Raw genomic sequence first — 16,137 nt, forward strand, 5'->3', positions numbered from 1 at the left:
TTCGGGCCCCTGCGGGACAACCTAGCGCCGCGATGCCACCGCTTCCATAGCGCGGCGCAACTCCTGCACCAAAGTGGCGGCCATCGACCGATAGACCATCAACAAAAAGCCGGTGTCGGTGCGGGTGATCGCGGCGGGCATATCGCGCAAGGGGCTGCGCAGGGTCTGACCGGGTTTGAAGGCCGCCGCGCGCAGGTCAACCGGGGCCAGTCGCGCCAGTACATCCTCAGCCCCCGGCCCCTGCAACTCTGCCACTGCCCATCCGTCCGAGACATCGACAAGGGCTGCATGTTTCGCAAGGGCCTCATCCGGGGCAGGCCCGACAAGCAGCGCCTCTTCCCGGCCAAACCACAGGCATTGGGCATCGCCCTTGGCAATGCTCTGAAGCGGCTCCGGAAGGGCAACCCCATGGGCCGCCTCTAGCGCCTTGGTGAGGCCCGCCCGATCGAACACGCCCAGCACGGTCAACTGGCCCAGATCCCGGGCCGCCACCGTCATGTCGCCGATGTGCAGCGGGAGCAGATCGCCGAACGGCGTTTGCGCTTTCAATTCAACCACGGGCGCGCCCTCCTTCAGGGTCCACAAAGACCGGGGCGCAGATCTCCACCTCCGCCTCGATTTCGCGCAGATGGTCGACCATGCGCATCACCTCCCCATGCCGGGCGCGGCCCCGGGTGACGAAGCCCAGCCCGATAAAGATAAAGGTGCCGACATCCGACGAAAAGGCGACCGAGGTCGTATGGCCCTGCGCATTCTCGCGGCTGGCCTCGGCCCCGGCCTCGAACAAAAACGCCCCTGCGGTGAGTTGTTTCACCGCGCCGACGGGCCGCAACCCGACCAGTTGCGCGCGGTTCGGGTCGCGCAGGCCGGGGCGTTCGGACATGGTCTTGCCGATGCAGTCCTTGGCGTCCGACAGCATCCGCCCCATGCCGATATCCTCTGCCGTGGCGCGGCCGTCGATCTCAGCATGGGTGATATGGCCCTTTTCCAACCGCAGCACGTTCAGCGCCTCCATCCCATAGGCGCCGCCCTCCAGCGCCTCGGCCCGCGCGACCAGCAGGTCGAACAGCGCCGCGCCGAAGCGTGCGGGCACGGCGATCTCATAGGCATGTTCGCCCGAGAAGGAGATGCGGAACAGCCGCGCCGCGACCCCGCCGAGCCGCACGTCACCACAGGCCATGAAGGGAAAGCTGTCATTGTCGATCGGCTGCGCCAGCAGCCCGTTCAACAATTCACGAGACTTCGGCCCCGCCACGGCGAATTGCGCCCAGTGTTCGGTGACCGAAGACAGATGCACCTGCCATTCGGGATGCAGACATTGCCTGACGAATTCCAGATGCCGCATCACTTCACCGGCGGCGCCGGTGGTGGTGGTCATCAGGTAATGCCTCTCTCCCAAACGCGCGCAGGTGCCGTCGTCCATGACGAAACCATCCTCGCGCAGCATCAAACCATAGCGCACCTTACCGACCTTCAAGGTGCTGAATTTGTTCGTATAGACCAGATCGAGCAGCTTGGCCGCATCCGGCCCCTGAATGTCGATCTTACCCAAGGTCGAGACATCGCAGATGCCCACCGTCTTGCGCACGTATCCGACCTCTCGGTCACAGGATTGACGCCAGTTGCGCTCCTGCCCGCGCGGGAAATAGCTGGGGCGATACCACAGCCCCGCCTCTACCATCGGGGCGTTCATGGCAAGACTGGCCGCGTGGCTGGTGGTCAGCCGTTCGGGCGCAAAGCCCTTGCCCTGCCCGCCCGCGCCCATGGCCGCGATGGCGACCGGCGTATAGGGCGGGCGGAAGGTGGTCGTGCCCGTCTCGGCAATGCCGCGCCCGGTGGCATCGGCCAGCACCGCCAGTGCCGCCACGTTGGAATTCTTGCCCTGATCGGGGGCCATGCCTTGGGTCGTGTAGCGCTTCATATGCTCGACCGAGCGGAAACTCTCTGCCGCCGCCTGCTGCACGTCTTTCACGCAGACATCGTTCTGGAAATCCAGCCACGCCCGGCCCTTGCCCGGCACCGCCCAAAGCGGGGCAAGGCGATAGGGCGCGTCATCGGCCTGCGGCAGGTCGAGGGGTTCCGCCTTGCGGCCCAACGCCGCCAGCGCCTCCCCTGCCGCCGCCACCCCCGCCGCAAGACAGCCGTGGGTCGAGAAGGTGCCGTTGCAGGCTCCGGCCACATGCATCCCCGGCACCGCGCCGGGGGTGGGCAGAAAGGCGTGGATCTCGGGCGACCATGTCGGTCGCCCGTTCATATGGCACGTGAGATGCAGCGAGGGGTTCCAGCCGCCCGACATGGCCAGACAATCGGCCTGTATCTTATGCACGCCTGCCGCGGTGCGGATCGACACCGCCTCCAACTCCTTGCCGCCCGAGGTGTTGCAGACCACCGCCCCGCTCAGCACCGGGAAATCCGCGCCCTCGCGGCTGACCCCCTCGCGACTGTCGATCAGCGCGGCGACATGCACACCTGCTGCCGCCAGATCGCGGGCCGTGCGATGGGCGTCGTCGTTATTGCCAAAAACCGCGACTTGCTTGCCCGAAGCCACGCCCCAGCGGTTGAGGTAGGCCCGCACGGCACCCGCCGTCATGATGCCGGGGCGGTCGTTGTTGGCGAAGCCCACGGGGCGCTCCAACGCGCCTGCCGCGAGGATGGATTGCTTGGCCGCGATGCGCCAGAAACACTCCAGCGGCGCGCCTTCGCCCCGCCGCGCACGGTGTTGGTTGACCCGCTCCAACGCGCCGAACATGCCGCCGTCATAGGCCCCGGTGACCGTCGTGCGGGGCATCAGACGGACGTTGTCCATTGCCGCGAGCTCCGCCACCACGCCAGCCGCCCAGACATGGCCCGGCTCACCGTCGACACGCTCACTCTCGGCATTCAGCCGCCCGCCCATCAGCGCATCTTCGTCGGCGAGGATCACATCCGCCCCCGCCCGCGCCGCCACCAGCGCCGCCATCAGACCCGCCGGGCCTGCGCCGATCACCAAGAGATCGCAAAAGGCATAGGCTTTCTCATAGGCGTCCGCATTGGGCTGGCCGCTCAACCGCCCGAGCCCCGCCGCACGGCGGATCACCGGCTCATAGACGCGCTTCCAAAAGTTTCGTGGCCACATGAAGGTCTTGTAATAGAACCCCGCCCCCAGAAAGGGCGACGCCAGATCGTTCACCGCCATGAGGTCGAGATCGAGGCTCGGCCATGCGTTTTGGCTGCGCACCGCCAGCCCCTCGTAAATCTCTTGCATCGTGGCGCGGACATTGGGCTCCGACGCGGGGCCAACGCCGGTGGTCACCAGCGCGTTCGGCTCTTCGCTGCCCGCGCTCAGCACCCCGCGGGGACGGTGATATTTGAACGACCGCCCCATCAGCCGCTGCCCGTTCGCCAACATGGCCGAGGCGACCGTATCGCCCGCAAAGCCGTCATAGCGCCGCCCGTCGAAGGTAAAGCTGACCGGCGTCTCCCGGTCGATCAATCCGCGCCCTGCGATCCTCATGCCGTGGCCCTTTTCACATCACACGCCAATTCCACGGCCCGCACCGCATGGGTCACCGTATCGCGGGTGACGACAAGCCACGCGCCGCAGCCGGTCTCATGCAGCCACAGGTCGCGGGTCTCTCCCGCCGGGTTGTCGCGCAGGTGCAGATAAGCGTCCCAGTCCTCATCCGAGGCATCGGGCGCAGGCCGGGCCAAGGCGATGGCATCGCCACGATAGTAGAACTCCCGCCGATCCCGGCTGCCGCAGATGGGGCATTCGATCCGCATATTGGCCCTCCCTCAGTGCAAGTTGTGCTGAGACCCGGTGGCCTCTTCATCCATCAGACCTTCGCCCGAACGGAACCGGTCGAGCCTGAAGCCCGCCGCCGTCTCATGGGGCTGCCCGGTGGCCATCAGATGCGCCAGCGCATAGCCCGAGGCGGGCACCGCCTTGAAGCCGCCGTAGCACCAGCCGCAGTCGACGAACAGACCCTCGGTCTCGGTCTTGTCGATGATCGGGCTGCCATCGGGCGTCATGTCCATGATCCCACCCCAAGAGCGCAGCACACGGGCCTTGCCGATCATCGGCATCAGGGTCATCCCCGCCTCCATCACATGTTCCATCATCGGCAGGTTGCCGCGCTGCGCGTAGGAGGCGTAGAAATCCAGATCACCGCCGAAGACCAACCCGCCCTTGTCGGACTGGCTGATATAGAAATGCCCCATGCCAAAGCTGATCACATGGTCGATCACAGGCTTGAGCCCTTCGGAGACGAAGGCCTGCAAAACATGGCTCTCAATCGGCAGGCGCATCCCCGCCATGGCGGCGACTTGCCCCGAGCGCCCCGCCGTCACGATCGCCACCTTTTTGGCCCGGATTGCCCCGCGCGTGGTCTGCACGCCGCGCACGCGGCCGTTCTCGATGTCGATGCCGGTGACTTCGCATTGCTGGATCAGATCGACGCCGCGCTGGTCCGCACCGCGCGCATAGCCCCAGGCCACCGCATCGTGCCGCGCCGTGCCCCCGCGCCGGTGCAGCAACCCGCCGTGGATGGGAAAGCGGCCATTGTCGTAATCCAGATAGGGCAGCAGTTTGCGCAGGCCCGCGCGGTCAAGCAGTTCCGCATCGTCGCCTTGGTTGATCATCGCATTGCCGCGCCGGGCCGAGGCATCGCGCTGCGCGTCGGAGTGGAACAGGGTGATCACGCCGCGCTGGCTGAACATCACGTTATAGTTCAACTCTTCCGACAGCCCCTCCCAGAGTTTGAGCGAATGGCTGTAGAACTCGGAATTGCCGGGCAGAAAGTAATTGCCGCGCACGACGGTCGTGTTGCGCCCGACGTTGCCCCCGCCAAGGTAGCCTTTTTCAAGCACCGCGATATTCGTCATGCCGTGGTTCTTGGCGAGGTAATAGGCCGTGCTTAGCCCATGCCCCCCGCCGCCGATGATCACCGCGTCATATTCCGCCTGCGGCTCTGGATCGCGCCATTGCGCCGTCCAACCCCGATTGCCGGTCAAGCCTTCGCGCAACACCCGCAGTCCTGAAAATCGCATCTTTCGCCTCCCCCGGTCTGGGCGCAGTCAAGCAACTTGGGGCGCAAGTATCAATGACCGAAAACGCTTCCTGCTCCTCCTCCGCCCCCGGACGGCAAAAAGGGGCGCAAGACGCCCCTTTTTCGGTCACTTCAAGACAGGCGATGTGCCCCTCAAAGCCCCTTGGCGTGATAGCTCGCCGCGACCTTTTCGATCGAGACGAGATAGGCCGCCGTGCGCAGATCATCGACATCGTCGCGGCTGTGCCAGACATGGGCCATCGCCTCATAGGCCGTACGCATCGTGTCATCGAGACCGGAGCGGACCAGTTCCAACTCCCCCGCACCGCGCAGGTACTTTTCCTTGAAGTTCGGGCTCAGCGTCCAGCCCAGATCCTTATCCGCGCTCAGCCGCTCAAGCTCATCCACCACCAATTGGTGACGCGATTCCTCGGCGCGGCGCTGCATGCGGCCAAAGCGGATGTGGCTGAGGTTCTTGACCCATTCGAAGTAAGAGACCGTCACACCGCCCGCGTTGGCATACATATCAGGCACGATCACCGTGCCCTTCTTGCGCAGCACCTCATCCGCCCCGGCGGTCACCGGACCGTTCGCGGCTTCGATGATCAGGGGCGCCTTGATACGCTCGGCATTGGTAAGGTTGATCACCCCCTCCAGCGCAGCGGGGATCAGGATATCGCAGTCCGCTTCCAGAAACTTGGCGCCATCCTCTTCGAACTTCGCATCGGCATAGCCTTTGATCGTGCCGTGCTTTTCGATCCACTTGTGCACCGCCTCGACGTTGAGCCCGCCTTCGCTGTGAAGCGCACCGTCACGTTCGATGATCGCGGTAATCTTTGCGCCATCCTCTTCGCTGAGGAATTTGGCGGCGTGATAGCCCACGTTGCCGAGACCCTGAATGATGACGCGTTTGCCTTCGAGCTTGCCGGCAAGGCCCGCTTTCTTCAGCCCCTCGGGATCGCGGAAGAAGGCTTGCAGCGCGTATTGCACACCGCGGCCTGTCGCCTCGGTCCGGCCTTGGATGCCGCCCGCGTTGATCGGCTTGCCGGTGACGCAGGCCACACCGTTGATGTCGGTGGTGTTCATGCGTTTGTACTGGTCCGCGATCCAAGCCATCTCACGCTCGCCGGTACCCATGTCGGGGGCGGGCACGTTCTGCGCGGGGTTGATCATGTCGCGCTTGATCAACTCATAGGCAAAACGCCTGGTGATCAGTTCAAGCTCGTGCTCATCATAGTCGCGCGGGTCGATGCACAGCCCGCCTTTGGAGCCGCCAAAGGGCGCTTCCACCAGCGCGCATTTATAGGTCATCAGCGCGGCCAGCGCTTCGACCTCGTTCTGGTTCACGGCCATGGAATAGCGGATACCGCCCTTCACAGGCTCCATATGTTCGGAATGGACCGAACGGTAGCCGGTGAACGTATGGATCCGCCCCCGCAGACGCACGCCGAAACGCACCGTGTAGGTGGCGTTGCAGACGCGGATTTTCTCTTCGAGACCGGGCGGCAAATCCATCAGCGCGACCGCGCGATTGAACATCAGGTCCACACTGTCGCGGAAACTCGGCTCATTGGCTGGATTCATCGGTCTCTCCTCTTCTTGTCCGGTCGCGGTCTCATTGTTCGCAGGCGCGACTCATCTGGCTGCCCTAGGGGCATGCTGTCGCACCGTAGGACGCCTCATGACCGGGCGCGACCCAATTCCTCGCGATTTTCAAAACTTTATCAACCGTGGGTAGGGGCGAACCGCCACCCCCTCCCCGCTTGGTGGAAATCGCCCCAAAACGGCGCTGAAAACCAGCCTAAAGAGCCGCCTATTGCCCCAGACCCGCCAAACTCTGGACACTTTCCCGCAGCACAACAGGGCAAGGCAAATGCTGCCCATTCCCATTGGCGCCCGCAGGACGCCACGGAAGAAAGGTTAACGACGATGCGCGAAACGTCTTACAGTTCGGAGAACCCCCGACGGCCCCTGGCCGCCCTGCTGCGCCGCTTCGCGCGGGAGGAAGACGGGCTGGTCACGCTTTTCGCCATTCTGATGATCCTGCTGATGATCCTCATGGGGGGCATCGGCGTGGACCTGATGCGCCATGAGCGCGAACGCGCAAGGGTGCAGGCCGTGGCCGACCGGGCCGTGCTGGCGGCAGCCGATCTCGACCAGACGCTCAGCCCCGAGGCCGTGGCCCGCGATTATTTCGACAAGGCGGGGCTGGCCGAATACGTGTCCAGCGTGACGGTCGACGAAGGGTTGAACTACCGCCGCGTCACCGTCGATGCCTCGCGCACGCTCAACACGATGTTCATGAGCAAATTCGGCCAAGACCGGCTGCATGTCCCTGCCAAATCTACGGCGGAGGAAAAGGTTAACAAGGTCGAGATTTCCATGGTGCTCGATATCTCCGGCTCCATGCGGGAGAACGGCAAGATGGCCAACCTGCATGACGCGAGCGACGCCTTCATCGACACCGTGCTGAAGCCCGAGAACGCGGACCTGATCTCGATCTCCGTCGTGCCCTATACCGCGCAGGTCAACGTCGGAAAGGACATCATGGATGAGTTGAACATCACCCAGTTGCATTCCTTTTCCCATTGCGTTGATTTCGACGATAGCGAGTTTGACCTCACCGCCATCAGCCAGACCCGCAGCTATGAGCATATGCAACATTTCGAGGCGGGCTATAGCTGGAACGGCTATCACCGCGACAACACCGGGCGTTATGACAATATCTACAACCCCGGCTGCCCAAAGCGGGACTACGAAGAGGTGGCCGCCTATTCGCAGAACGCCGCCGCGCTCAAGGCCCGAATTTCCAACTTTCAGCCCCGCGCGAACACCGCCATTCATCTGGGCATGAAATGGGGCGTGGCGCTGCTCGACCCGTCCTTCCGCGCGATCAATCAGGCCATCGGCGGCGATGCGGCCTTCCAAGGGCGCCCGGCTGACTACGGCGATATCGACACGCTGAAAACAGTGATCCTGATGACCGACGGGGTGAACGTGACCACCCGCCGGATCAATCCCCAAGTCTATGCCAATCAGGACCATTACAACCACTGGAGCGATTACCCCTTTTACTGGTGGCTGAACCGCAATGTCCGCTCAAGCGAGCATTACCGTTGGTATTCGACCAAATATACCGCCTCCCGGGCCGACAGCCTGCTCGACAACATCTGCGACGCGGCCAAGGCCAAGGGCATCGTGATCTGGTCGATCGGCTTTGAAGTGACCGACCATGGCGCATCGGTGATGAAGAACTGCGCCTCCTCCGACAGCCATTTCTTCCGCGTCGAAGGAGTGGAAATCGTCAGCGCGTTCGAGGCCATCGCCCGCCAGATCAACCAGTTGAGGCTGACGCAATGATACAGCGCTGCATCAAGGCATGGCGCCGGTTTCGCGGCGATGAAGATGGCTCGGCCATGTTGATGGAATTCGCCATCCTGTCGCCGCTGCTCTTCGGCTGCCTGCTCATGTCCGTCGAAATGAGCTTTTACGCCATCCGCCACATGTTCCTTGACCGGGGGCTCGACATGACGGTGCGCTATGTTCGGCTGAACACCAATACCCCGATGACCCATCAGACCATCAAGGACAAAATCTGCGAGGCCGCGATCTTCCTGGATGACTGCGAGGAGACCCTGCGACTTGAGATGATCCGCGTGGACCCGCGCAATTTCGCCAGCTTCGACCAGTCGCCCGATTGCGTCGACACCTCCGAAGACCCCAGACCAGTGCGGGGCTGGACCCTTGGGGTCGAGCATCAGCTGATGCTGCTGCGCGCCTGCGCGCGGTTCGAGCCCTTCTTTCCCACCACCGGCCTTGGCTATGCATTGGAGAAAGACGGCGCGGGCCGGGTTTCCATGATTTCAAGCGCGGCCTTCGTGCAGGAGCCGAATTGATGCGCGTTTTCCGCAATCTGTTGGCCCGGTTCAAAGGGCGCGAGGATGGCTCCATCGCCGTTGAGACGGTGATCATGCTGCCGCTGATGTTCTGGGCCTATCTGGCAATGTATTCGACCTTTGACACCTTCCGGATGTACAACCTCAACCAGACGGCGGCCTATACCATCGGCGATGCCATCTCGCGTGAGACGCAGGCGATTGACGCGGACTATCTCCAAGGAATGCAACAACTCTTCGACTATCTCACCCGCGGCACCGGGCAAACCGCGATCCGGGTCAGCTCGCTCTGGTATGACGCGGAAAACAACCGCTACCATGCGGATTGGTCGCAGGTGCGCGGAACGGTCCAGCCTTTGACCAGCGACGATGTGCGCAACTGGCATGGAAAGCTGCCCGTCATGCCCGACAACGAACGTGTCACACTGGTCGAGACATGGCGCGACTTCGAGCCGCTGTTCAAAACCGGGTTGGAGCGGCGCGACATCCACAACTTCGTCTTCACGCGCCCGCGCTATGCGCCGCGCACGGTCTGGTCGGACGGTTAAGCGGCCTCACGCTCGGCCAGTTTGGCGCGGATGATCTCGGCGATGAGCTTGGTTTCATTGCCCGGGGTCATGCCGCCCACGCCTATCCGGCGGCCAAGGCTCCACCACAGGCCCAAACGCCAGCCCCGCGCCACGCGGCGGTTGGTCTTGAGCAGGAAACCGTTCGAAGGTTTGACCGCGAAAGCGCCCTGATCAATGCGCGCGATCTCGTCCATGCGGACGATCACCCGGCCATCGGCATCGCGCAATGCCTCTTCGGTCAGTTCCACCGCGCTGGCGGTGGCGCGGCGCATCACCTCGGCAATCGCGATAAAGCCCAGCCCCACCAACACCAGCACGGTCTGCCAGACCGGATCGGGCGAGCGGGTCAGCGCGGAGTAGATCAACAGCAGCCCCAGCCCCGTCAGAGCCAAAAGCCCCACCGCCCGCCGCGCGGGTGAAGCCTTGGCCGTGGCCAGCACGGTTTCCGCGCCGCTGTGCATGGTCTGAGAAGTGTCGGTCATGGGCCGGGCTTTCTAAGGGGCAAGGGGCCAGCTGACGCCGCCCCTGCCGGGGTCATTCACCCTCGGCCTAGCCCGCCGTCTGGCAAAGGGCAAGACCGGGCACCGGGCCGCTCAGCGTTCGCGTTTGCCTTTCTTGCCGGGCGGCCCCGCCTCCAACCGCTGTTGCAGCTTATCGGCATAGTCTTGGCGAGCAGCGGCATCCATCGCGCTGACCTCGGCCAACCACGCCTCATGAGCGACCTGCTGAACACCCGCGGCAGCCTCGCCCTGCGCGGCCAGCACCGCGGCGGCCACATCGGCCTGAAACGGCTCGGCCCGAAGCGCGGCGAGCATTTCGTCGTAAAGCGCGCGCCGCGCTTCCCGGTCGAGGTGCCGCGCCTTGCCACTGGTGCGCATTTTCCCGTGCAGCCCGCGCCGTGCCTCGGGTGGCAGCGCCTGCACATAGGGCGAAGCATAGCTGCGCAGCCCCGGCAAATCGCCCCCGCCATGCGGCCCCGGCCCACCGTGACGCCACATTGCCCCGCCAAGCGCGCCGAGGATCATCACGTTCAGCGCCAGTGACAGGCCAAGGGCCACCCGCATGAGGCGCCTGCGCCGTGGTGTGGGATCCTGTGTCATCTCAACTTTCCTCCATGTCCCAGCCAAATCCACCGAATTCGCTGCCTGTGTCAGCCACCGTGAGGTCCGAGGTTTCGGTCTCCCATGTGCCGGTTACGAACTGCCCAGCCAAATCCGGCATACCCTCGGGCGGTGCCACACCGACCCAAACCCCGACAGCCGCAGCGGTTGCAAGACCGCTCAGCCCCGCCGCACCGCCCAAGAGTTGCCAGAGCGCTCGGTGCCACGGCTGGCGCGGCGCTTTGGGCATATGCGCTTCGGCATCGGCCAGAACCCGCGCCTGCAAATCGGCCGAGACCTGTGGCGGATTGGCCCGGGCCGCGGCAAAGAAATCTTCCAGATCGTCGAAGTCACTCATTTTCAAACCCCAATGCGTCCCGTTGTGCCGACAATTGCGCGGCCAATGCCCGTTTGCCCCGCGCGGTCAGGCTTTCCACCGCTTCGACCCCGATGCCCAGCACCTCGGCGATCTCGGGATTGGCCATACCGTCGATATGGCGCAACACCACCGCTTGCCGCTGGCGGTCGGGCAAAGTGGCCAGCGCCTGTTGCAGCGCGTCCACACGCGCGGCCTGTTGTATCTTCTGCGCGGCACCGGGGGTCGGATCGGCAGGTTCCGCCACATCATCGAGCCCGGCCACCCCCGCCCCCCGGCGGCGCAGACGGTCGGTGCAGAGGTTGGCCACGACACGGTAGAGCCAAGTGGTCACCTTGGCCTCGCCCACGCGCCACTTCGGCGCCTGACGCCAAAGCCGCAGCATCGCCTCCTGGGCCACATCCTCGGCCTCGGCCCGGTCACCGAGCACCCGCAGCGCATGGCCGTGGAGGCGTGGCACCAGCCGCGCGGTCAGCACCCGCGCCGCCGCCGCATCGCCATTGGCATAGCGTTGCAACAATTCGGCATCCGCATCCTGCTGCGCGTTGGGCAAATCCTGCATCCCGTCCATGGCTAAGGTCCGGGCGCGCCATGATCAAACGCGCCCGAGGCTTCATTTAATCGCGCTGCGGCTTGTCATGGTGCATTTTGTCACCCTTGTGGTGCCGCTTGCCATGCATTTTTTTCGCCGCTTCGAACTCTTCGGCGCTGATGCTGCCGTTGCCGTCTTCGTCCAGACGCTCGAACATCTTGGCCGGATCATGGCGCTGCGTCATCTCTTCCATCGAGAGTTTGCCGTCGTCGTTGGCGTCCATGCGCTCGATCATGCGGGCGCCCTTATCACCGTGCTTATCACCGTGCTTGCCGCCCTCTTTGCCGCCGCGCTTGCCACCGTGTCTGTCGCCCATGGCTTCCAATTCGGAGGCGTCGAGGCTGCCGTTACCATCGGTGTCGAAACGCTCAACCATCTTGGCGGCGCGGTCGGCGCGGCGTGCATCGCCTGCGGCCTTCAACTCTTCGCCGGTCACGAAACCGTCGCCATCGGCATCAACCTTGGCAAAACGCGCCTCGGCATGGGCCTGAAACTCTGCCTGCGTGATCGCACCGTTGCCATCTGCGTCAAGCTGCTGGAACCGGTCCTGCCCGTTCGGCTGGGCGGTGGCGGCCACGGCACCCACGGCCAACAATCCGCTGAGGGCTGCGATCTTCATATTGGTACGAATGGTCATCTTGATACTCCTCGTTTTTCTTAAAGATCGTCTCGCGCTTTTGCGCCGCGATCACAGGGTCAAACGGCAAAGCCCGAAACTTCCGTCGCAGGTTTCCAAACTTTTTTCGAAAAAATCGGCAAAGACCCGCCCTGCGCGACATGGCGCCGCAACGGCAACCTCCGGTCTTTTCATTTCACGCCCCAGACTGCATCTATCCCTCAACCAGAGGATCGCCCCCATGTCACAGACACAGCAATTGTCCCCCGACACCGCAGAGACCGACGCCAGCGAAGAGCGGCCCCGCCTGCCTGCCATGCTGCGCGGTTGGCGTGGCAAATGCCCCTCCTGCGGGGGCGGAGAGTTGCTGCATGGCTATCTGAAAGTGAACGACGACTGCGCGGTCTGCCGTCAAGAGTTCCATCATCACCGCGCCGATGACGGCCCGGCCTATCTGACCATTCTGCTGGTCGGTCACCTGTTGGCGCCGGGGCTGCACATCGCCTATGCGGTCTGGCGGCCCGAACCTCTGACCCTGTTCACCATTTTTGCGGTTGGCTGCACGGCGCTGTCGCTTTACCTTCTGCCCAGACTGAAGGGGGCCATGATCGGCTTTCAATGGGCCAAAAGGATGGGCGGTTTCGGCCGGTCAAGCTGAGGCGGCCTGCCCTTCGGCCCCTGACTGCCGGAGCGCTACCGCATGACCATCGACAAGACCAAAATCCGCAACGCCGCCACGGTGATCGTGCTGCGCGACCGCCATGAGACCCCGCATATCCTGATGGGGCAACGCGGGGCAAAGGCGGCCTTCATGCCGAATAAATTCGTCTTTCCCGGCGGGGCGGTGGACGCGGGCGATGCCAATGTGCCCCTTGCCGCCCCGGTGAACGCGCTTTGCCACGGCAGGCTTTGCGACGATGCTGAGCCGTCCCTCGCCCATGCCATCGCCGTCGCCGCCATTCGTGAGCTTTGGGAAGAGACCGGTCTGGTGCTGGGCCGCAAAGGCGCATGGCAGGGGGATGTGCCGCCCGACTGGCAGAGCTTTGCAGCCACGGGCCATTTGCCCGACGCCTCCGCCCTGCAATTCGTGTTTCGCGCCCTGACACCGCCGGGCCGCCCGCGCCGTTTCGACGCGCGGTTCTTTTTGGTGGATGCCGACGACATCGCCAGCGACCCCGACGATTTCGACGCCGCCTGTGATGAGCTGTCACATCTGCAATGGGTGCCGCTGAGCCGGGCGCGGTCCTTCGACATGCCCTTCATCACCGAGGTCGTCATGGCCGAGGTCGCCGCCCGCGCGCGCGACACCAGCCCGCCTGCCTCGGTCCCGTTTTTCAAGAACAACGACGAAGAGAGCCTGTTTTTGCGCCTGCATGGCCGCCCGATGACGGGCTAGGTCACCAACACCAGCGTCAGGATCGACAGGGCCAGCACCAACATTCCCGCCCATTCCCGGCGCGAAATCCGCTCGTGGAAGAACAGGGTCGTGGCCGCAACGCTCAGCATCAGCTCCACCTGCCCCAAGGCTTTCACATAGGCCGCGTTTTGCAGGGTGAAGGCGATGAACCAACAGAGCGACCCGCCCATCGAGGTCAGCCCGATCCAAACCGCTATCCGCCGCGCGGCCCAGACCCGGCGCATCTGCCCCGGTTCGCGCAGCCGCAGCCAAAGGGCCATGATCAGCGTCTGCATCAGCACCACCGCCGCCAGCGTCACCCCTGCCCGCAACAGCGGATCGCCCGAGGCCACGGCGAGCGAGGCGCCGCGATAGCAGACCGCCGAGATCGCAAAGAGAGAACCCGAGGCGATGCCCAGCCCCGCCGCACGGTTGCGCAGATCGCCAAGGCGCAGCCCCCGCGCCTCGGCTCCGCCGGACAGCAACAACAGCCCCAGCACGCCAAGGGCGATGGCCGCAAAGCCCGCGCCCGAGACCCCCTCGCCCAGCACGATCCAGCCCATCAGCACGGTCTGGATCACCTCGGTCTTTTTGAAAGTGATGCCAACGGCGAAATTGCGCTGCTTGAACAACAGCACCACGCAGACCGTCGCCATGATCTGCGCCGTGCCGCCCATCGCCCCGTACAGCCAGAAGCCCGCCCCTAGCGGCGGCACCCCCTGCCCGCTCAGCACCAGATAGAGCGGCAGCAAGAGCGCCACGAAGGGCGCGGAATAGAGAAAGCGCGAAAAGGTCGCCCCGCCCGCCGAAAGCGTATCGGTGGCCAGATGTTTTTGTAGCATGAAGCGCCCGGTCTGAAAGACGGCGGCGGCAAGGGTGACGAGGATCCACAGATCGGGGGCGAAAGCACTGTCCATAACAGCCTATAGGCCGAAGGCGGGCGGCAGGGCCAGTGCCTTAGGGTCTCATCTCTAAGACCCCGAGGTCATAGCCGTTGAAATCCAAGATCTCCTGTGCGGCGGCGATCCGGTCCGCGCCACCTGTCGCCTGACGGTCGAGGATCCAGCCATAGCCGCCCTTGGGGCTGCCGATGACCGCGGTGCGGAACCCTTCGTCGACCCAGAGCACCCAGAAAGGCCGTTCGGCCCCGCCGACGGCGGCGCGCATGGTGTAGCGGCCCGACCCCTCTGCGCTCAGCGCCCAAAGGGTACGGGTGTTGCGGCATCCGGCGCTGTCGCAGGTCTGGCGCTGTTCAATCAGGGTCGGCCCTTCCGGCGCAAAGGTCACGGCTTGCAGGTCGGCGTCACCGGGGAATGCCGCCCGGACCTGCCAATCGCCGCCAAAACGCGCCGCGTCATAGCGGCTGGTGGCTCCGATCAAAGCCTCCGCATCGCGAAACCCGGTCTGCGCGGGCGGCGCCTCGCTGCCGCTACACGCCGCGAGGGCGCCCAACAGCAGCAGCATGGCCCCCCGCCGCGCCAAATGCATCCCAAGGCGGCCCATCAATAGGGCATCGGATGGGCTTTATGCGCCGCGTCGAGATCGGCCATCACCTCATCGCTGAGGCTCAGTTCCGCCCCGCCAAGCGCCACGTCAAGCTGCTCAAGGCTGGTCGCGCCAAAGATCACAGAGCCCATGAAGGGCCGTGTCGCAGACCATGCCAGCGCCATCTGCACCGGGTCGAGCCCATGTTTTTCGGCCACGTCAAGATAGGCCGCGACTGCTTCAAAGGCGCGGGGGGTGACCCGACCGCCGAGGTCTTCGTTCAGCGCCAGACGCGACCCGGCGGGGATCTTCCCGCCCTGATATTTCCCGGTCAGCAAGCCCGCGGCCAGCGGAGAGAAGGCCAGCATGTCGATCTGCTCATTAACGCAGGTCTCGGACACATCGGTATCGGCCAAACGACACATCAGCGAATATTCGTTCTGCACCGAGATCGGGCGCGGCCCGCCCACCCGTTCGGCCACGGCGGCCCATTGGGTCAGCCCCCAAGCGCTTTCGTTGCTCAGGCCAAAGGCGCGGATCGTCCCCCGCTCGACCTCACGCTGCAGCGCACCGAGGGCGTCTTCCATATGCGCCATGGTCTCGGCCCGGTTCTGGCTCGACGGGTCGTAGTGCCAATTCTTGCGGAACATATAGCTGCCGCGGTTGGGCCAGTGGAATTGGTAAAGGTCGATGTAATCCGTCTGCAAGCGCTTCAGCGAACCTTCGATGGCGCCGGGGATCGTGTCGGAGGAAATCGGCGCGCCGTCGCGGGCGTGCTGCATCCCCTCGCCGGAATGTTTGCTGGCCAGAACCACCTCGTCCCGGCGCTTGTCGCGGGCGACCCATTGGCCGATGATCTCTTCTGTCCGGCCAATCGTCTCGGCGCTGATCGGGTTCACGGGGTACATCTCGGCGGTGTCGATGAAGTTGATCCCGGCCTCCAGCGCGCGGTCGATCTGCGCATGGCCCTCCTCGGCGGTGTTCTGGGTGCCCCATGTCATGGAGCCCAAACAGAAATGCGAGACCTCGATATCGCTGGAGCCGAGCTTTTTCATCTTCATCTTTTTGTCCTCGCTTGTG

18 protein-coding genes are annotated in these 16,137 nt (G+C 64.4%); 5 read left to right on the plus strand and 13 right to left on the minus strand.

Going from position 1 to position 16,137, the window contains the following annotated elements:
- Positions 1–21: 21 nt before the first annotated feature.
- The 5 genes from ACGYLC_RS14345 to ACGYLC_RS14365 form a co-directional block, all read right to left on the minus strand.
- Positions 22–558, minus strand: a complete 537-nt coding sequence (locus tag ACGYLC_RS14345) for a sarcosine oxidase subunit gamma (RefSeq protein WP_394423449.1) — start codon at positions 556–558, stop codon at positions 22–24.
- Positions 551–3,493, minus strand: a complete 2,943-nt coding sequence (locus ACGYLC_RS14350) for a sarcosine oxidase subunit alpha family protein (RefSeq protein ID WP_394423451.1) — start codon at positions 3,491–3,493, stop codon at positions 551–553. The genes ACGYLC_RS14345 and ACGYLC_RS14350 overlap by 8 nt, the downstream gene beginning before the upstream one ends.
- Positions 3,490–3,762, minus strand: coding sequence for a sarcosine oxidase subunit delta (locus ACGYLC_RS14355; RefSeq protein ID WP_394402266.1), 273 nt, complete (start codon positions 3,760–3,762; stop codon positions 3,490–3,492). The genes ACGYLC_RS14350 and ACGYLC_RS14355 overlap by 4 nt, the downstream gene beginning before the upstream one ends.
- 12 nt (positions 3,763–3,774) lie before the next feature.
- Positions 3,775–5,028 carry a sarcosine oxidase subunit beta family protein gene (locus tag ACGYLC_RS14360; protein ID WP_394423453.1) on the minus strand — a complete coding sequence of 418 codons (1,254 nt, stop codon included), beginning with the start codon at positions 5,026–5,028 and terminating at the stop codon, positions 3,775–3,777.
- 152 nt (positions 5,029–5,180) lie between these two features.
- On the minus strand, positions 5,181–6,611 hold the full coding sequence (locus ACGYLC_RS14365) for a Glu/Leu/Phe/Val dehydrogenase (protein WP_394423455.1): 1,431 nt from the start codon (positions 6,609–6,611) through the stop codon (positions 5,181–5,183).
- 345 nt (positions 6,612–6,956) lie between these two features.
- Between ACGYLC_RS14365 and ACGYLC_RS14370 the strand changes: the two genes are divergently transcribed.
- Genes ACGYLC_RS14370 through ACGYLC_RS14380 form a run of 3 tightly spaced genes read left to right on the plus strand, consistent with a single transcriptional unit; the run spans position 6,957 to position 9,471 of the window.
- Positions 6,957–8,387: a pilus assembly protein TadG-related protein gene (locus ACGYLC_RS14370; RefSeq protein ID WP_394423456.1), complete on the plus strand. Its 1,431-nt coding sequence runs from the start codon at positions 6,957–6,959 to the stop codon at positions 8,385–8,387.
- Positions 8,384–8,923: a TadE/TadG family type IV pilus assembly protein gene (locus ACGYLC_RS14375; RefSeq protein ID WP_394402277.1), complete on the plus strand. Its 540-nt coding sequence runs from the start codon at positions 8,384–8,386 to the stop codon at positions 8,921–8,923. The genes ACGYLC_RS14370 and ACGYLC_RS14375 overlap by 4 nt, the downstream gene beginning before the upstream one ends.
- Positions 8,923–9,471, plus strand: a complete 549-nt coding sequence (locus ACGYLC_RS14380) for a TadE/TadG family type IV pilus assembly protein (protein ID WP_394402278.1) — start codon at positions 8,923–8,925, stop codon at positions 9,469–9,471. Before ACGYLC_RS14375 ends, ACGYLC_RS14380 begins: the two co-directional genes overlap by 1 nt.
- Here the strand turns inward: ACGYLC_RS14380 and ACGYLC_RS14385 are convergent.
- The 5 genes from ACGYLC_RS14385 to ACGYLC_RS14405 all read right to left on the minus strand — a co-directional run bounded on the left by ACGYLC_RS14385 (position 9,468) and on the right by ACGYLC_RS14405 (position 12,197).
- Positions 9,468–9,974 (minus strand): hypothetical protein, encoded by a 507-nt coding sequence (locus ACGYLC_RS14385; protein WP_394423458.1) that lies wholly within the window; start codon positions 9,972–9,974, stop codon positions 9,468–9,470. The genes ACGYLC_RS14380 and ACGYLC_RS14385 overlap by 4 nt on opposite strands.
- A gap of 111 nt (positions 9,975–10,085) precedes the next feature.
- Positions 10,086–10,592, minus strand: a complete 507-nt coding sequence (locus tag ACGYLC_RS14390; RefSeq protein ID WP_394423460.1) for a periplasmic heavy metal sensor — start codon at positions 10,590–10,592, stop codon at positions 10,086–10,088.
- Between the two features lies 1 nt (position 10,593).
- Positions 10,594–10,950: a hypothetical protein gene (locus ACGYLC_RS14395; protein WP_394402285.1), complete on the minus strand. Its 357-nt coding sequence runs from the start codon at positions 10,948–10,950 to the stop codon at positions 10,594–10,596.
- A complete protein-coding gene (locus ACGYLC_RS14400; RefSeq protein ID WP_394402288.1) occupies positions 10,943–11,539 on the minus strand; it encodes an RNA polymerase sigma factor in 597 nt (198 codons plus the stop codon). Before ACGYLC_RS14400 ends, ACGYLC_RS14395 begins: the two co-directional genes overlap by 8 nt.
- A 46-nt stretch (positions 11,540–11,585) precedes the next feature.
- Positions 11,586–12,197, minus strand: coding sequence for a calcium sensor EFh (locus tag ACGYLC_RS14405; protein ID WP_394423462.1), 612 nt, complete (start codon positions 12,195–12,197; stop codon positions 11,586–11,588).
- A gap of 220 nt (positions 12,198–12,417) precedes the next feature.
- Between ACGYLC_RS14405 and ACGYLC_RS14410 the strand changes: the two genes are divergently transcribed.
- A complete protein-coding gene (locus tag ACGYLC_RS14410) occupies positions 12,418–12,834 on the plus strand; it encodes a DUF983 domain-containing protein (RefSeq protein ID WP_394402293.1) in 417 nt (138 codons plus the stop codon).
- A gap of 42 nt (positions 12,835–12,876) precedes the next feature.
- Entirely contained in the window at positions 12,877–13,572 is a 696-nt protein-coding gene (locus ACGYLC_RS14415; RefSeq protein WP_394423463.1) for a DNA mismatch repair protein MutT, read from the plus strand.
- Here ACGYLC_RS14415 and ACGYLC_RS14420 read toward each other — a convergent pair.
- The 3 genes from ACGYLC_RS14420 to ACGYLC_RS14430 are packed head-to-tail and all read right to left on the minus strand — an operon-like array spanning position 13,569 to position 16,118.
- Positions 13,569–14,489, minus strand: a complete 921-nt coding sequence (locus ACGYLC_RS14420; RefSeq protein ID WP_394423464.1) for an EamA/RhaT family transporter — start codon at positions 14,487–14,489, stop codon at positions 13,569–13,571. The genes ACGYLC_RS14415 and ACGYLC_RS14420 overlap by 4 nt on opposite strands.
- Positions 14,490–14,529: 40 nt before the next feature.
- Positions 14,530–15,036, minus strand: a complete 507-nt coding sequence (locus tag ACGYLC_RS14425) for a lipocalin family protein (protein ID WP_394423465.1) — start codon at positions 15,034–15,036, stop codon at positions 14,530–14,532.
- 38 nt (positions 15,037–15,074) lie between these two features.
- Positions 15,075–16,118: an aldo/keto reductase gene (locus ACGYLC_RS14430; protein WP_394423467.1), complete on the minus strand. Its 1,044-nt coding sequence runs from the start codon at positions 16,116–16,118 to the stop codon at positions 15,075–15,077.
- Positions 16,119–16,137 lie beyond the last annotated feature (19 nt).

The sequence above is a fragment of the Sulfitobacter sp. 1A12157 genome (assembly GCF_043557345.1).
In the GTDB taxonomy this organism is placed as follows: domain Bacteria; phylum Pseudomonadota; class Alphaproteobacteria; order Rhodobacterales; family Rhodobacteraceae; genus Sulfitobacter.

Excerpts from the sequence above, each read along its gene's own strand:
- ACGYLC_RS14420 (WP_394423464.1), bottom strand. The coding sequence starts at position 14,489 with ATGGACAGTGCTTTCGCCCCCGATCTGTGGATCCTCGTCACCCTTGCC.
- ACGYLC_RS14410 (WP_394402293.1), top strand. The coding sequence starts at position 12,418 with ATGTCACAGACACAGCAATTGTCCCCCGACACCGCAGAGACCGACGCC.
- ACGYLC_RS14390 (WP_394423460.1), bottom strand. The coding sequence starts at position 10,592 with ATGACACAGGATCCCACACCACGGCGCAGGCGCCTCATGCGGGTGGCC.
- ACGYLC_RS14360 (WP_394423453.1), bottom strand. The coding sequence starts at position 5,028 with ATGCGATTTTCAGGACTGCGGGTGTTGCGCGAAGGCTTGACCGGCAAT.
- ACGYLC_RS14400 (WP_394402288.1), bottom strand. The coding sequence starts at position 11,539 with ATGGACGGGATGCAGGATTTGCCCAACGCGCAGCAGGATGCGGATGCC.
- ACGYLC_RS14425 (WP_394423465.1), bottom strand. The coding sequence starts at position 15,036 with ATGCTGCTGCTGTTGGGCGCCCTCGCGGCGTGTAGCGGCAGCGAGGCG.
- ACGYLC_RS14415 (WP_394423463.1), top strand. The coding sequence starts at position 12,877 with ATGACCATCGACAAGACCAAAATCCGCAACGCCGCCACGGTGATCGTG.
- ACGYLC_RS14355 (WP_394402266.1), bottom strand. The coding sequence starts at position 3,762 with ATGCGGATCGAATGCCCCATCTGCGGCAGCCGGGATCGGCGGGAGTTC.
- ACGYLC_RS14405 (WP_394423462.1), bottom strand. The coding sequence starts at position 12,197 with ATGACCATTCGTACCAATATGAAGATCGCAGCCCTCAGCGGATTGTTG.
- ACGYLC_RS14395 (WP_394402285.1), bottom strand. The coding sequence starts at position 10,950 with ATGAGTGACTTCGACGATCTGGAAGATTTCTTTGCCGCGGCCCGGGCC.
- ACGYLC_RS14430 (WP_394423467.1), bottom strand. The coding sequence starts at position 16,118 with ATGAAGATGAAAAAGCTCGGCTCCAGCGATATCGAGGTCTCGCATTTC.
- ACGYLC_RS14370 (WP_394423456.1), top strand. The coding sequence starts at position 6,957 with ATGCGCGAAACGTCTTACAGTTCGGAGAACCCCCGACGGCCCCTGGCC.
- ACGYLC_RS14365 (WP_394423455.1), bottom strand. The coding sequence starts at position 6,611 with ATGAATCCAGCCAATGAGCCGAGTTTCCGCGACAGTGTGGACCTGATG.
- ACGYLC_RS14380 (WP_394402278.1), top strand. The coding sequence starts at position 8,923 with ATGCGCGTTTTCCGCAATCTGTTGGCCCGGTTCAAAGGGCGCGAGGAT.
- ACGYLC_RS14350 (WP_394423451.1), bottom strand. The coding sequence starts at position 3,493 with ATGAGGATCGCAGGGCGCGGATTGATCGACCGGGAGACGCCGGTCAGC.
- ACGYLC_RS14385 (WP_394423458.1), bottom strand. The coding sequence starts at position 9,974 with ATGACCGACACTTCTCAGACCATGCACAGCGGCGCGGAAACCGTGCTG.
- ACGYLC_RS14375 (WP_394402277.1), top strand. The coding sequence starts at position 8,384 with ATGATACAGCGCTGCATCAAGGCATGGCGCCGGTTTCGCGGCGATGAA.